At 71.8% G+C, this 12,850-nt stretch carries 13 protein-coding genes; 8 read left to right on the plus strand and 5 right to left on the minus strand.

Translation table 11 applies throughout. The features are described 5' to 3' along the window. Nucleotides 1–113: 113 nt before the first annotated feature. The 4 genes from HEP81_RS05365 to HEP81_RS05380 are packed head-to-tail and all read right to left on the minus strand — an operon-like array spanning nucleotide 114 to nucleotide 4,017. Nucleotides 114–1,016 carry a sugar phosphate isomerase/epimerase family protein gene (locus HEP81_RS05365; RefSeq protein ID WP_037657333.1) on the minus strand — a complete coding sequence of 301 codons (903 nt, stop codon included), beginning with the start codon at nucleotides 1,014–1,016 and terminating at the stop codon, nucleotides 114–116. 2 nt (nucleotides 1,017–1,018) lie between these two features. Continuing rightward, the gene (locus tag HEP81_RS05370; RefSeq protein ID WP_037657335.1) at nucleotides 1,019–1,915 is read right to left on the minus strand and encodes an ATP-binding cassette domain-containing protein; all 897 of its coding nucleotides are present in this window, start codon (nucleotides 1,913–1,915) and stop codon (nucleotides 1,019–1,021) included. A gap of 3 nt (nucleotides 1,916–1,918) precedes the next feature. Further along, a complete protein-coding gene (locus tag HEP81_RS05375) occupies nucleotides 1,919–2,998 on the minus strand; it encodes an ABC transporter permease (RefSeq protein WP_037657337.1) in 1,080 nt (359 codons plus the stop codon). Further along, complete coding sequence (locus HEP81_RS05380; RefSeq protein ID WP_037657339.1) at nucleotides 2,998–4,017, minus strand: substrate-binding domain-containing protein; 1,020 nt, start codon at nucleotides 4,015–4,017, stop codon at nucleotides 2,998–3,000. Before HEP81_RS05380 ends, HEP81_RS05375 begins: the two co-directional genes overlap by 1 nt. 406 nt (nucleotides 4,018–4,423) lie before the next feature. Here HEP81_RS05380 and HEP81_RS05385 point away from each other — a divergent pair, with 406 nt between their 5' ends. Genes HEP81_RS05385 through HEP81_RS05415 form a run of 8 tightly spaced genes read left to right on the plus strand, consistent with a single transcriptional unit; the run spans nucleotide 4,424 to nucleotide 12,453 of the window. Beyond that, nucleotides 4,424–5,617, plus strand: coding sequence for a cytochrome P450 (locus HEP81_RS05385; protein ID WP_037657340.1), 1,194 nt, complete (start codon nucleotides 4,424–4,426; stop codon nucleotides 5,615–5,617). Nucleotides 5,618–5,657: 40 nt separating this feature from the next. Then, nucleotides 5,658–6,788 (plus strand): acyl-CoA dehydrogenase family protein, encoded by a 1,131-nt coding sequence (locus HEP81_RS05390; protein WP_037657341.1) that lies wholly within the window; start codon nucleotides 5,658–5,660, stop codon nucleotides 6,786–6,788. Between the two features lie 55 nt (nucleotides 6,789–6,843). Continuing rightward, nucleotides 6,844–8,094: a GNAT family N-acetyltransferase gene (locus HEP81_RS05395; RefSeq protein WP_078967438.1), complete on the plus strand. Its 1,251-nt coding sequence runs from the start codon at nucleotides 6,844–6,846 to the stop codon at nucleotides 8,092–8,094. Further along, nucleotides 8,081–8,548, plus strand: coding sequence for a type II toxin-antitoxin system RatA family toxin (locus HEP81_RS05400; RefSeq protein WP_037657342.1), 468 nt, complete (start codon nucleotides 8,081–8,083; stop codon nucleotides 8,546–8,548). The genes HEP81_RS05395 and HEP81_RS05400 overlap by 14 nt, the downstream gene beginning before the upstream one ends. Further along, the gene (locus HEP81_RS05405) at nucleotides 8,545–9,825 is read left to right on the plus strand and encodes an aspartate aminotransferase family protein (RefSeq protein ID WP_078967439.1); all 1,281 of its coding nucleotides are present in this window, start codon (nucleotides 8,545–8,547) and stop codon (nucleotides 9,823–9,825) included. Before HEP81_RS05400 ends, HEP81_RS05405 begins: the two co-directional genes overlap by 4 nt. Nucleotides 9,826–9,876: 51 nt before the next feature. Next, the gene (locus HEP81_RS41320; RefSeq protein WP_063755244.1) at nucleotides 9,877–10,137 is read left to right on the plus strand and encodes an acyl carrier protein; all 261 of its coding nucleotides are present in this window, start codon (nucleotides 9,877–9,879) and stop codon (nucleotides 10,135–10,137) included. Then, nucleotides 10,134–11,381, plus strand: a complete 1,248-nt coding sequence (locus HEP81_RS05410; protein WP_037657344.1) for a beta-ketoacyl-[acyl-carrier-protein] synthase family protein — start codon at nucleotides 10,134–10,136, stop codon at nucleotides 11,379–11,381. The genes HEP81_RS41320 and HEP81_RS05410 overlap by 4 nt, the downstream gene beginning before the upstream one ends. A gap of 28 nt (nucleotides 11,382–11,409) precedes the next feature. After that, a complete protein-coding gene (locus HEP81_RS05415) occupies nucleotides 11,410–12,453 on the plus strand; it encodes an SDR family oxidoreductase (protein ID WP_037657345.1) in 1,044 nt (347 codons plus the stop codon). A gap of 191 nt (nucleotides 12,454–12,644) precedes the next feature. On the opposite strand, the gene HEP81_RS05420 is transcribed toward HEP81_RS05415, so the two are convergent. Then, nucleotides 12,645–12,827 (minus strand): hypothetical protein, encoded by a 183-nt coding sequence (locus tag HEP81_RS05420; protein ID WP_051850258.1) that lies wholly within the window; start codon nucleotides 12,825–12,827, stop codon nucleotides 12,645–12,647. Between the last annotated feature and the right edge of the window lie 23 nt (nucleotides 12,828–12,850).

Consider the following 12,850-nt stretch of genomic DNA (forward strand, 5'->3'; position numbering starts at 1 on the left):
GGTCCCGGACCCAGCGGTGCCGGTGAGGTACGGCGCGGGATCGGCCGCCAGCAGGACGACGTCCACATCGGAGTCCGGACGCGCGGCCCCGCCGCGCCCGTACGCCTCATCCCTCATGCCCCGCAGGACCGCAGGAACCTTCGTGTCCGCTCCGCGATCGGCAGCGGCTTGTCCGGCTCGCACGGATACATGTCCTGCTCCACGATGGCGAAGAGATCCACCCCCAGTTTCTGCGCCGCCGCCAGAACCGGACCCAACTCCGGTACGCCGTCCGGTGGTTCCTGGAAGACGCCGTGCGCCACGGCGGGCCCGAACGGCAGCCCCCGCGCGACGACCTCGGCGAGGACCGCGGGGTCGACCTGCTTGAGGTGCAGATAGCCGATGCGTTCGCCGTACGTCTCGATCAGCCTGACGCTGTCGCCGCCGCAGTAGGCGTAGTGACCGGTGTCCAGGCAGAGGCCGACCGAGCCGGAGTCGGTCGCGTCCAGGAAGCGTGCGACATGGGCCTCGGTGTCGATATGGGTGTCGGCGTGCGGGTGGACGACGATGTCGAGGCCGTACGTCTCCTTCACCCGGCGGCCCAGCCGCTCCATGCCCCGGGCGAGGTGGCCCCACTGCTCGGCGGTCAGCTCGGGCGGCTCCAGGATCTCGGCGGTCCTGTCGTCGCGCCAGAAGGACGGGATCACCACGAGGTGCCGGGCGCCCACCGCCTGGGTGAGCGCGGCGACCTGGGAGACATGGGCCCAGGTGTCGTCCCAGACGGCGGGGCCCCGGTGCAGCCCGGTGAAGACCGTGCCCGCGGAGACCTCGAGCCCGCGGCGGGCCACCTCCTCGGTGAGCCGCGCGGGGTCGGTGGGGAGGTAGCCGTAGGGGCCGAGTTCGATCCAGGCGTAGCCGGCTTCGGCGACCTCGTCCAGGAAGCGTTCCCAGGGCACCTGCCGAGGGTCGTCGGGGAACCAGACACCCCAGGAGTCGGGGGCGGAGCCGACCCGGATGCGGTCGAGGTCGTGCGGCATGATCAGATGGTCCCTTCGGGGAAGGTGTCGTCCAGGTCCTCGGGCAACGCGTCGAGTTCCACGCCGCGTACCTGGGACAACTCGTGTTTGAGTGTGGCGAGTTCGGCACCGCCGGCCATGTGGTCGGTCAGTTGCTCCAGGGTGATGTCGCCGCGTGCGGCGGACAGTTCCAGGGTGCCGAGGCGCAGCACGCTGAAGTGATCGCCGACCATGTAGGCGTGGTGCGGGTTGTGGGTGATGAACACGACGCCGAGGCCGCGTTCGCGGGCTGCGGCTATGTACTTGAGCACCACGCCGGACTGTTTCACGCCGAGCGCGGCGGTGGGTTCGTCCAGGATGAGGACGCGAGCGCCGAAGTGGACGGCGCGGGCGATGGCCACGCACTGGCGCTGGCCGCCGGAGAGGGTGCCGACGGGCTGTTCCAGGTCGTCCAAGGCGATGCCCATGCGGCGCAGTTCCCGGTCGGCGGTCTCCTTCATGCGGGCGATGTCCAGACGGCGCAGCGGCCAGGGGCCCCGGGTCAGCTCGGAGCCGAGGAAGAAGTTGCGCCACACCGGCATCAGCGGGACGGTCGCGAGGTCCTGGTAGACGGCGGCGATGCCCTGGTCCAGGGCGTCGCGCGGGGTGCCGAAGCGCACCGGGCGGCCGTCGACCAGGAAGTCGCCTTCGGTGTGCCGGTGCAGCCCGGAGATGATTTTGATGAGGGTGGACTTGCCCGCGCCGTTGTCACCGAGCACGCAGGTCACCCGGCCGGCCCGGACCGCGAGGTCGACGCCGTGCAGGGCGCGGACATTGCCGTACGACTTGCCCACCCGGCGCAGTTCGACCAGGGGGGTGTCCCGCGGGGCGGGGGTGTCGGGGAGGACGGCGCCGTGGGTGCCCGTTCCGTTGTCGTTCATGGGTTACCTCCGGGTCGCCGTGCGCTGTACCCACAGATTGATCAGGACGGCGCCGAGCAGCATCACGCCGAGGAACGCCTTGAACCAGTCGGGGTTCCAACCCGCGTACACGATGCCCTGGTTGACCATGCCGAACATGAAGGCGCCGAACAGGGGACCGATCGCGCTGCCGTAGCCGCCGGTGAGCAGACAGCCGCCGATGACGGCCGCGGCGATGTAGATCAGCTCATTGCCGACGCCCTCGCCGGACTGCACGGTGTTGAAGGAGAACAGGTTGTGCATGCCGACGAACCAGGCGCCGAGGCCGACCAGCATGAACAGGGTGATCTTGGTGAACCGTACCGGGACGCCGACCGCGCGGGCGCTGTCCTGGTCGCCGCCGACGGCGAAGACCCAGTTGCCGTACTTGGTGCGCAGCAGCACCCAGGTGGCGAGGGCGGCGAAGACCAGCCACCACACCACGGTGATCTTCACCTGGACGCCGCCGACGTCGAAGGAGGACGCGAAGATCTTCTTCGCCTGGCCGAAGCCGTCCATGTCGCTGACGTCGTCGGTGGCGACATTGCCGGTGACCAGTTTGGTGACGGCGAGGTTGACGCCCTGGAGGATGAGAAAGGTGCCGAGGGTGACCAGGAAGCTGGGCAGTCCGGTCCGCACCACCATCCAGCCGTTGAAGGCGCCGACGGCGAGCGAGACGACCAGGGCGGCGATCACACCGGTCCACACGTTCAGGGTCAGCTGGTAGCTGAGCATGCTCGCGGTGAGGGCCGAGGTGATGACGGCGACGCCGGAGGACAGGTCGAACTCGCCGCCGATCATCAGCAGGGCCACGGGCAGCGCCATGATGCCGATGGTGGAGGACTGGTAGAGGACGGTGGCCATCGAGCCGCCCTGGCGGACCGAGGGCGCGGCGATCAGGAAGAAGACCAGGACGGCGAGGGCGCCGAGGAAGACGCCCACCTCGGGGCGGGCCAGCAGCCGCAGCGCGGGCGGGCGCCGGGTCGTACGGCCGTCCCGCTCGCCGGTGCCGGTGCCGGGTCCGGGCGCCGGCGGGGTGCCGAGGGCCTGGCCGCCGCCGCTCATCAGCGGGTCCCCTTCGCGGCGAACCCGGCCACCTTGCCGACGTTCGGCCTGTCGACGAAGGCCGGCCCGGTGAGTACCGGCGCGACCCCGCCGCCGCTGTAGTTCCCGTTGTACTTGTAGAGCCAGAGCGCGTCGACCGCCAGATAGCCCTGGAGGTAGGGCTGCTGGTCCACGGCGAACTCGATGCTGCCGTCGCGCACGGCCTTCACGAGGTCCTTGTTGAGGTCGAAGGTGGCCACCTTGGCCTTGCTACCCGCATCGCCCACCGACTGCACCGCGGTGGCGGCGAACGGAGCGCCGAGGGTGACGACGGTGTCGATCGAGGTGTCCTGCTTGAGCTTGGCCGTGACGGTCGCCCGTACGGAGGGCATGTCGGTGCCGTTGACGTACAGCGTCTCGGTGGTTCCCTTGAAGGTCTTTTTCAGTCCGTCGCAGCGCTGGGTGAGGCCGATGTTTCCCTGCTCGTGGACGACACAGACGACCTTTTTGGCGCCGGTCGTGTTCAGCTTGTCGCCGAATGCCTCGCCCGCCACGCTCTCGTCCTGTCCGAAGAACTCCAGCAGACCGAGCCGCTTCCAGTCGGCCAGCCCGGAGTTCAGGCCCACCACCGGGATGTCCGCCCGCTCCGCCTTGCCGAGCACGCTCTTGAGGGCGTCCGGCTTGGCCAGGGTGACCGCGATGCCGTCGACCTTCTGGTCGACCGCGTTCTGCACCAGGTTCGCCTGGTTTCCCGCGTTCGGGTCGGCGGAGTAGACGAGTTTGATGTTGTCCTTGGCCGCGGCCGCCTCCGCGCCCTTGCGGACGGTGTCCCAGAAGGTGTCGCCGGGCGCCTGGTGCGTGACCAGGGCGACCGTCATCCGGGGGGTGTCCGCCTTGCCCGCGGCGGCGTTCGCCTCGGCCTGTTCGGCCTTCTTGCCGCCATGGCCGCTGGAGCAGCCCGTGAGGGCGAGCGCCGCGGCGGCGGCCATGGCCACCAGCGGTACCGACGTGCGCGAGCCCGAGCGAGAAGAGCGATCCATCGTTCTTGCACCTCACTGTGCGTGCGACGGGAAGGGCGCTGTTGCGTCGGGACGCGATACAAGTCCCCGCCGGAGCCACTGTCAATACTTTGTCCAGACATGGCTCCAGGCTGTCAGGTCCGGGCTTTACGTGTACGCCACCTCCGAATTATCCGACCTCAAAGCCCGCTTATATGACTTATAAATTCACTCTCTTCACTACCCGGTTGCACCCCGGGGTGGTGAAGGGGGCGCATATTTCCTATCCCTCATGAGATCCGGCCAGAGGTGGATCATAATTGGCCGGAGAATTCATCGACATGGCAGTCGGACCAGCTGAGGGACATACTGGCGACGTGCCACTCCGCTCCCGGACCGGATGGCCGGAAAGGCCACAACGGTGGATTCGGAAACGCTGCTTTCGTCGATGTTCACGGCCGAGGGGAAGGAAGACCCCTATCCGGCCCTGGCCGAACTGCGCCGTATCGCCCCCGTCTATTACCACGAGAAGCTCGACACGTACTTCCTGACCCGGTTCGCCGACTGCCAGCAGGTGCTGAGCGACCCGTCCTGCCTCACTCCCGATCTCACCTGGTGCGAAACGGAGTTGCCCGACTGGCGGGAACATCCGGCCGCCGTGTTCTTCTATTCCTCGCTGCTGCGCGCCAACGGCACCGACCATGTACGGCTGCGACGGCTGGTGGCCGACCGGTTCAGCGCCCGCCGGATCGCCGTCCTCACGGAACGCATCGAGACCACCACCACGGCCCTCCTCGACCGCTTCGCCGACGCCACCCGTGACGGCGGCGCCGCCGACTTCCAGGAACTGGTCGGCTACCCGCTGCCGGTGGCCGTCGTGGGCGATCTGATCGGGGTCCCGCACACGGACCAGGACCGCTTCCACCACTACGGGCAGGACGCCAGCCGGCTGCTTGAGCCGGTGCGCACGGACGAGGACTGGAAGCGCGCCGACGAGGCCGTGACCACCCTGCGCGGGTACTTCGCCCAACTGGTCGCCCTGCGCCGACGCAGGCCCGCCGACGACCTGGTCTCCGCGCTGCTCGCGGTGCGCGAGGCCGACGACGGCAGGCTCGCCGAGAGCGAGCTCCTGGACATGCTGCTGCTGGTGTTCGTGGCCGGCTTCGAGACGACCACCAGCCTGCTCGGCCTGACCGTACACGCCCTGCTCAGTCATCCCGACCAGCTGGCGCTGCTGCGCGAGGACCCCGCCCTGGTGCCCAACGGCGTGGAGGAGTCCCTGCGTTGGGACACCCCGGTGCGGATGACGGAGCGGATCGCCACCCGTCCGCTGACCGTGGGCGGCGTCGCGATCCCCCAGGGCGGCAACATCACCACCGTGCTCGCCGCCGCGGGCCGCGACCCCGCCCGGCATCCGGACCCCGACGCCTTCGATGTGCTGCGGCCCGACATCCGGGTGCTCAGCTTCAGCGCGGGTGCCCACTACTGCCTGGGCGCCGCCCTGGCCCGCCTCGAAGGCGCCGCCGTGGTACGGCAGTTGCTGGCGCGCTTCCCCGGACTGGCCCACGCCCGCCGCCCGGTGCGCCGGGACAGCATCAGCCTGCGCGCCTTCACCCGGCTGCCCCTTGTCACCTCGGGCTGAGCGGCCCCCGCTCGGAACCCGGCCCACAGAAGGGACGTCCGTGAACTTCCTGCACACCGAACGCGCCGTGCTCGACCGGCTGCTCCCGGGCCTGGACAGCGCGCTCGCCGCGCATCCGCTGGCCGATCTGGAGCGCGCGCCGAGCCCCGCGATCGAGGCGTTCCGCGCGGCGGGCGGCCCGGGGCTGCTGGTGCCCGCCGAGCACTCCGGCGCCGGGGCCACCGTGCTCCAGGCGGTCCGGGCACAGCGGGCCGTCGGCGCCCGCTGCCCGTCCCTCGCGGTCGCCACCACCATGCACCACTTCTCGGTCGCGGGACTGGTGGAGACCGCCAGGGGTGGCACTGGCATGGAGGGCCTGCTGCTGAGCGCGGTCGCCGGTGAACGGCTGCTGCTGGCCTCCGGGTTCGCCGAGGGCAACACCGGACAGAACATCCTGCGCCCCGGCATCCGGGCCGAACTCCGGGACGGACGGGTGGTGTTGAACGGCAGCAAGAAGCCGTGCAGCCTGTCCCGTTCGATGGACCTGCTCACCGCCTCCGTCACGCTCACCGGCGCGGACGGGGTGGCACGCCTCGCGGTGGCGGTCGTACCGGCGAAGACCCCGGGGCTCACCGTGCGGCCGTTCTGGAACAGCCCGGTGCTGGCCGGGGCCGAGAGCGACGAGGTGCTGCTCACCGAGGTGGAGCTCGACCCGCAGATGGTCGTCAGCACCGAGGTCACGGCCGACGCGGTGCCCGACTCACTGAATGTCGCGGGCTTCCTCTGGTTCGAACTCCTGCTGACCGCAGGCTACTTGGGGGTGATCAGCGGCCTGGTCGAACGGGTGCTGACCAAACCGGGGGGCTTCAGCGGCGATCTGACACCGCTCCTGGTCGATGTCGAGGCCGCGATGCTCGCCGTGGAGGCCGTGGCCATGGCCATGGAGAGCGAGGCATGGGACGACACGCTGCTGGTGCGGGCGCTGCACGCCCGGTACGCGGCGCAGGACGCCATCGCCCGCACCGCACCCCGCTGTCTGTCCGCGCTCGGCGGGATGGCGTTCATCGGCTCGCCCGACGGCACCTATCTGGCCTCGGCCGCGTCCGGGCTCACCTTCCATCCGCCCTCGCGCCCCCGCATGGCCGAGCCGCTGCGGGAGCATCTCGGCGGCGCCCGGCTGCGCATCGGCTGAACGGCGCGGTGCGCACCGGTTCCGGCCGTCGATCCCACCCGCCGAGGAGGCACCCATGAGGCGAGAGCGCGGCGCGGCACCGCGGCCCGGCGAACCGCCGCCCGCGCGGCAGCGCTACCGGGTCGAGATCGCGGACACCGTCGACGCCGTGCCGTCGGAGGTCTGGCGGGAGCTGGCCCCGGCGGACGACCCGCTGTGGTCCCAGGGGGTGTTCGCGGCGATGGAACGCGGCCGCCTCGGCCCCGAGGGCTACCGCTATCTGCTGCTGCGCCAGGGCGACGAGACGGTGGCCGTGCTGCCGCTGTGCCTCTTTCCCGGGCTGCGCCTGGACGACGTGGTGGGTCCGCGTGAACGCCGGCTGCTGCGCCCGCTGCGCGCCGTGTGTCCCGGGCTGCTGCGCGTGCCCATGCTGTTCTGCGGCCATCTGCTGGGCCAGGGCCATGTCGCGGCGGCGCGGCCGCTGCCACCGGAGGCCGTACGACTGCTCGTGTCGGCGGCCGGGGACGTGGCCGACTGGTCCGGGCTCGGGACCGTGGTGTTCAAGGACTTCGGCGACGCGGAACTCGCGCTCCTGCGACAGGAGTTGGAGCGCGCCGGGTACTTCGTCACCCGCAGCCTGCCGGACACCGAACTGCGGCTCGGCTACGACTCGTTCGAGGAGTACGTCCGTGCGCTGCCCGCCAAGCCGCGGCGCAACGCCCGGAGCAAGCTGCGCAAGTTCGCGGACTGGCCGGGTGCCCGTGTCGAGATCGTCGAGGACTTCGCACCCCTGCTGCCCGACGTACTCGCCCTGTACGAACAGGTGATGGAGCGCGCGGACCAGACACTGGACCGCCTGGACGCGTCCTTCCTCACCGCCCTGGCGGACTCCGCCGAGCCCCGGCGGGCGCTGGTCGCCGTGTTCGAGGACGACCGGCTGGTGGCGTTCCTGCTGTGCCTGTTCCGGGGCACCGGCGCGACCGGCGCGCGGATCGGCCTCGACTACCGCATCGCCCACGAGGCACGGCTCTACCACGCCGTGCACTACGCGGCGATCCGGCTGGCCATCGAGTCGGGCTGCACCCATATCCGGTTCGCGCAGACCGCGTACACACCGAAGGTGGAGCTGGGCTGCGGCCTGGTCCCGCAGTCCTACGCCCTCACCCACCGACGCCCGCTCCCCCGCGCCCTGTTGCGCGCCCTGCTGCCGCGCGCCCTGGACGCGGCCCTGGCCGAGGCACTCGGCGCGCACGCCGATCTGCTTCCCGCGTCCGCCGCCGCTCCGCCGTCCGCGCCCGAGAAGAGGACTTCGCATGCCCCGAGTTGACGTGGAACTGCGCATCGCCGCCTCGCCCGATCAGGCCTGGGCCGCCGTGGCCGACGTCGAGTCCTATCCGGGCTGCATGGACAACGTGGAATCGGTGACGGTGATCGAACGGGGCGACGGCCGGCGCCGTACGACGGCGTGGTCGGTCCGGCTCAAGGGATCGGTCCTGCGCTGGACCGAGGCGGAGGTGCTCGATCCCGAAGCGCGGCGCTTCGACTTCCGTCAAGTCACCGGTGACCTGGGGGACTTCTCGGGCCACTGGGCCGTGACCCCGAACGGCGCCGCGCACAGCACGGTGTCCCTGCACGTCGACTTCGACATCGGCATCCCGCTGCTGGCCGAGATGCTCAACCCGGTCGCCTCCGACGCGCTGCGGGAGAACGCCGCGCAGATGCTGCGGGCACTGGAGCGGCGGCTGGTGGCCGCGGACACGGACGCGGGGGTACGGCGGTGACCGGGAGCCCGGCCGCGGGGCTCGACCAGGACCAGGAACTCCCGAATGCCCAGGGCACGTTCGAGCTGGTCCGGCGGCACTTCTCGCCCCGGCTCGCGCTGACCGGGAGCTTCGCGGGGCGGGGCGCGGTGGAAGTGGGCGCCGAGGGATGCCGGGTGACCCTCTCCGACGGCCGGAGCGTGCTCGACTTCGGCTCCTACGCCGTACCGCTGCTCGGGCACCGGCATCCGGGGGTCGTGGCGGGCGTGCGGCGGGCGCTGGAGACCCTGCCCACCGCGACCCGCAGCCTCGCCAACCCGGTGACGGCGCGGGCGGCCGCCACCCTGGTGCGGTACTTCGAAGGCGCCCTGCCGAAGGTGTACTTCGGGCTGAACGGCGCCGACGCGGTGGAGGTGGCGGTCAAGCTGGCCCGGCTGGCGTCGGGGCGCGGCCGCGTCCTCGCGGTGCGCGGCGGGTTCCACGGCAAGTCCACCGGCGCGCTGGCCCTCACCCACAGCCCGCTCTTCCGCACCGGGCTGCGCGGCAGCGTGGTCGACGTGGTGCACGCCGACCCGGAGGACGTCGAGGCGGTCGAACGGGCCGCCGCCCCGGGTGATTTGGCGGCCGTGGTCTTCGAACCGGTGCAGGGCGAGAACGGCGTCGTACCGCTGCCCCCGGCCGTGCTGCGGCGCTGGTGCGCGGACGCCCGGCGGCATGGCGCGTTCGTCATCGCCGACGAGATCCAGTGCGGGCTGCGGCGCTGCGGCGAGCGGTCCGTCGCGCTCGCGCAGGGGCTGCCCGTGGACGCGGTGCTGGTGGGCAAACCGCTGGGCGGAGGTGTCGTACCGCTGTCGGCGGTGGTGTGTTCCGAGGAGTTGTACGCGCCGCTGGAGGCGGACCCGTTCCTGCACTCGGCGACCTTCGGCGGGCACCCGTTGGCGTGTGCCGCGCTGCCACCGGCCCTCGCGGCCATCGAGCAACTGGCTTCACATGGAGTCGAGTTGGCGCAGGCGATGGCCGAGGGGCTGGGCCGGCTCGGCAGTCGTCGTGCCGGTGCGGTGCGCGAGGTGCGCGGCCGTGGGCTGCTGTGGGGGGTCGACTACTCCTCCCCGCATCTGGCCGGCGATGTCGTCCTCGGCCTGGCCGACGCCGGACTGCTGGTCTCCCCCTGTCTGAGCCGCCCCACCACCGTGCGTCTGCTGCCCTCGCTCGCCTGCGGCCTGCCGGAGGTGGCGGAGGCACTGGCCGCCCTGGACCACGCCACGGCCGAGGCCGAGGCCCGGTGCGCCGAGAGATGACCCCGAAGCCTGTCCGTGCCGCGCCACCGCTCAAGGAGAACGGAACCCCCCATGCCCACCCGGACCCGCGAACAGCTCGACCTCCTGCTGCGTACCGTCGTCTCCGATGTGATCGGCACCGAGCCGGAGGAACTCCACGGCGGCACCAGCCTGGTGGAGGATTTCGGGACCGACAGTCTCGAACTCATGGAGATCGGCTCCCGGTTGGAGTCGGCGCTCGGACTGCGCATCCAGGTGGGCGACTTGACGGCGGCCGAGACTCTGGGCGAGGCCGTGGACCTGCTGGAGACCCGGCTGGCGGAACCGCGGTGAACGCCCGGGACGCGCACGGCCGGTTCCGGGTGGCCGTGACCGGTGTCGGGGTGAAGTCGCCCGCGGGCAACACACCCGAGGAGGCGTTCCAGACGTTCCTCGCGGCCAAGTCCACGGCGGCGACGGTCGATCGGCTGGCGGCCGAGGCGGTGCCCGTGCGCTTCGCCTGTCTGGTGCCGCCGTTCGAGCCCGAGGCGTATCTGACCCGCCGCGAGGCCCGGCAGATCGACCGGGTGACCCTGCTGGCGCTGTGCGCGGCGGCCGACGCGGTGACCGACGCCCGGCTGCCCGGCGATCTGCCCCCGGACCGCACGGGGGTGCAACTCGGCACCGGCATCGGCGGACTGCCCAGCATGGAGGCGACCGCGCTCGACCACGGCGGCTTCCCGATGGGCATGCCGGTACACACCGTGCCCCGGACCATGACCAACTCCCCGGCGTGCCGGATCGCCATGCGGTTCGGGTTCCGCGGCTCGTGCACCACGTACGCCACCGCGTGCGCCAGCGGCACCACCGCGCTCGGCGAGGCGGCCCGCAAGATCCGGCACGGCGAGCTGGACGTGGCGCTCGCGGGCGGCGCCGACGCTCCGGTCACGACCGTCATCATGAGCGGCTTCGCCCGGATGCGGGCCGTCTCCCTGCGCAACGAGGAGCCCTGGCTGGCCAGTCGGCCCTTCGCCGCGGACCGCGACGGGTTCGTGGTCGGCGAGGGCGCGGCGCTGCTGGTGCTGGAGCGCTGGGATCTCGCGGTGGCGCGCGGGGCCCGCATCCAGGGGGAGATCACGGGCTACGCGGACAACTGCGACGCCTTCCACATCGTGGCCCCGCGCAAGGACGGCTCCGTCGCCGCGGCCTGTATGCGCTCGGCGCTCGCCGACGCGGAGCTGTCGCCCGCGGACGTCGGCCATGTCAACGCGCATGGCACCTCCACGCTGCTCAACGACCGTGCCGAGGCCGCCGCGATCGACCGCTGCTTCGCCGGGCAGTCACCGCCGGTCACCGCGCTCAAGGGCGTCACCGGCCATCTCATCGGCGGTTCCGGGGCGTTGGAGGCGGCGCTGGCACTGCGCTGCGCCTCGGCGGGCCTGGTCCCGGCGATCGCCAACACCCGCACCAGCCCCGAGGCCGATCTCGTGGACCTGGTCACCGGGGCGCCCCGGACGGTGCGTTCGGCTCCCGTGCTGTCCAACTCCTTCGGTTTCGGCGGCCAGAACGCCTGCCTCGTCATCTCCCCCGCCCCCTGATCCCTCGCACCCGCTCGGAGACGGAATCATGCGCATCCTCGTCACCGGTGCCACCGGTGTGATCGGCACCGAGACCGTCGAGACCCTGCGTGCGGCCCACGTGCCGCCGCACGCCCTGGTGCGTACGGCGCGCCGCGCGACGGACGCGGGAATCGTGCCCTGGACTCTCGGCGGGAGCCCGGTGCCGGCGGGGCTCGGCGGCCACTGGGACGTCATCGTGCACACCGCGGCCTCCACCCGCTGGACGATGACCCGCACGGAGGCGCTCGCCGCCAATGTGGCACCGCTGCGCGCGGTCCTCGCGCTCGCCGGCCGCGACACCCACCTGGTGCATGTGTCCACGGCGTACGTCGCCGGGGAACGGGGCGCGGCCGCAACGGAGTTCGACGGCTACCGCAACGGCTACGAGTGGTCCAAGGCGGTGTGCGAGGAGGTGGTGCGCGAGGAGCACCCCGGCCCTTTGACGATCGTCCGCCCCCCGCTGGTCGTCGGCAGGCGCCGCGACGGCCGGATCGCCCGCTTCTCCGGTCCGTACACGCTGCTGCACGCCCTGGTGTCCGGGCTCGCCGCGGTCGTCGTCGGCGACCCGGACGGCTTCGCGGAGATCAGCCCGGTGGACGAGGTCGCCCGCGCGATCGCGGACGCGGCCCTCGGCGCTCCGCCGCGCGCCTCCCGCACCGAGATCGTGGCCGCCGGCCTCGCGAGTCTGCGCCTCGCCACGCTCATCGAGGTGACCTGTACGGCGCTGAACACCTTCCGCGCCGCGCACGGCGCCCCAGCGATCGCCCGCCCCCCGATCGTCCCCCCGGACACCTGGACCCGCTTCTTCCTCCCCCTCGCCGACCGCTGTCTCTCCCCCTTCCAGAGCGAGGCGGTCAAGCTCTTGGCCATGTTCCAGAGCTACACCAGCATGGCCACCCCTTTCACCCCGACGTATCCCGTCCGGGACCCCGCCGACGCGATGACGACCGCGGTCCGTCACTGGGCCGCGCGGAAGCCCCGGTTGGCGTTGGCGGAGCCGCGGCCGTGGACGTTGCTGACGCATAACCCCTCGCCGCCGCAGAGCCCCTAGGGGATGCTGCACAGGTGATCGAACGAGAGGCCGCGGTGCGCCTCGTCGCGCATCCGCGTCCTTCAGCGCCCGCACGAACCGGGTCGCCGCCTCCCGTTCGTCCCCGGCGCGCCACCACCCCAGCGCGCTGAGCACCACCTCCCCCGGCCCGGATACGCCTCCGTATCCGTGTTTTTCGGTGCGCCCGGCGCCTATCGCGGTAGGTCGGCGCTGAGGGTGGTGTCCGGGACGCAGATGACTCCGTCGAACGCGTCGAGGGCGGGCACCTCGATGAACGCGGTGTCCACCCGGGTGCGGACCGGCTCGGGCAGACCATGGCGTCGTGCGTACGCACGCAGCGCCCGCGTGTCCACCAGGGCCGGTTGCCCGGACACGCCCGCGAACAGGGCCTCGACGC

Source organism: Streptomyces griseofuscus, from assembly GCF_014673495.1.
GTDB classification, from domain to species: Bacteria; Actinomycetota; Actinomycetes; order Streptomycetales; family Streptomycetaceae; genus Streptomyces; species Streptomyces murinus.

Excerpts from the sequence above, each read along its gene's own strand:
- HEP81_RS05365 (WP_037657333.1), bottom strand. The coding sequence starts at position 1,016 with ATGCCGCACGACCTCGACCGCATCCGGGTCGGCTCCGCCCCCGACTCC.
- HEP81_RS05370 (WP_037657335.1), bottom strand. The coding sequence starts at position 1,915 with ATGAACGACAACGGAACGGGCACCCACGGCGCCGTCCTCCCCGACACC.
- HEP81_RS05375 (WP_037657337.1), bottom strand. The coding sequence starts at position 2,998 with ATGAGCGGCGGCGGCCAGGCCCTCGGCACCCCGCCGGCGCCCGGACCC.
- HEP81_RS05380 (WP_037657339.1), bottom strand. The coding sequence starts at position 4,017 with ATGGATCGCTCTTCTCGCTCGGGCTCGCGCACGTCGGTACCGCTGGTG.
- HEP81_RS05385 (WP_037657340.1), top strand. The coding sequence starts at position 4,424 with ATGTTCACGGCCGAGGGGAAGGAAGACCCCTATCCGGCCCTGGCCGAA.
- HEP81_RS05395 (WP_078967438.1), top strand. The coding sequence starts at position 6,844 with ATGAGGCGAGAGCGCGGCGCGGCACCGCGGCCCGGCGAACCGCCGCCC.
- HEP81_RS05400 (WP_037657342.1), top strand. The coding sequence starts at position 8,081 with ATGCCCCGAGTTGACGTGGAACTGCGCATCGCCGCCTCGCCCGATCAG.
- HEP81_RS41320 (WP_063755244.1), top strand. The coding sequence starts at position 9,877 with ATGCCCACCCGGACCCGCGAACAGCTCGACCTCCTGCTGCGTACCGTC.
- HEP81_RS05415 (WP_037657345.1), top strand. The coding sequence starts at position 11,410 with ATGCGCATCCTCGTCACCGGTGCCACCGGTGTGATCGGCACCGAGACC.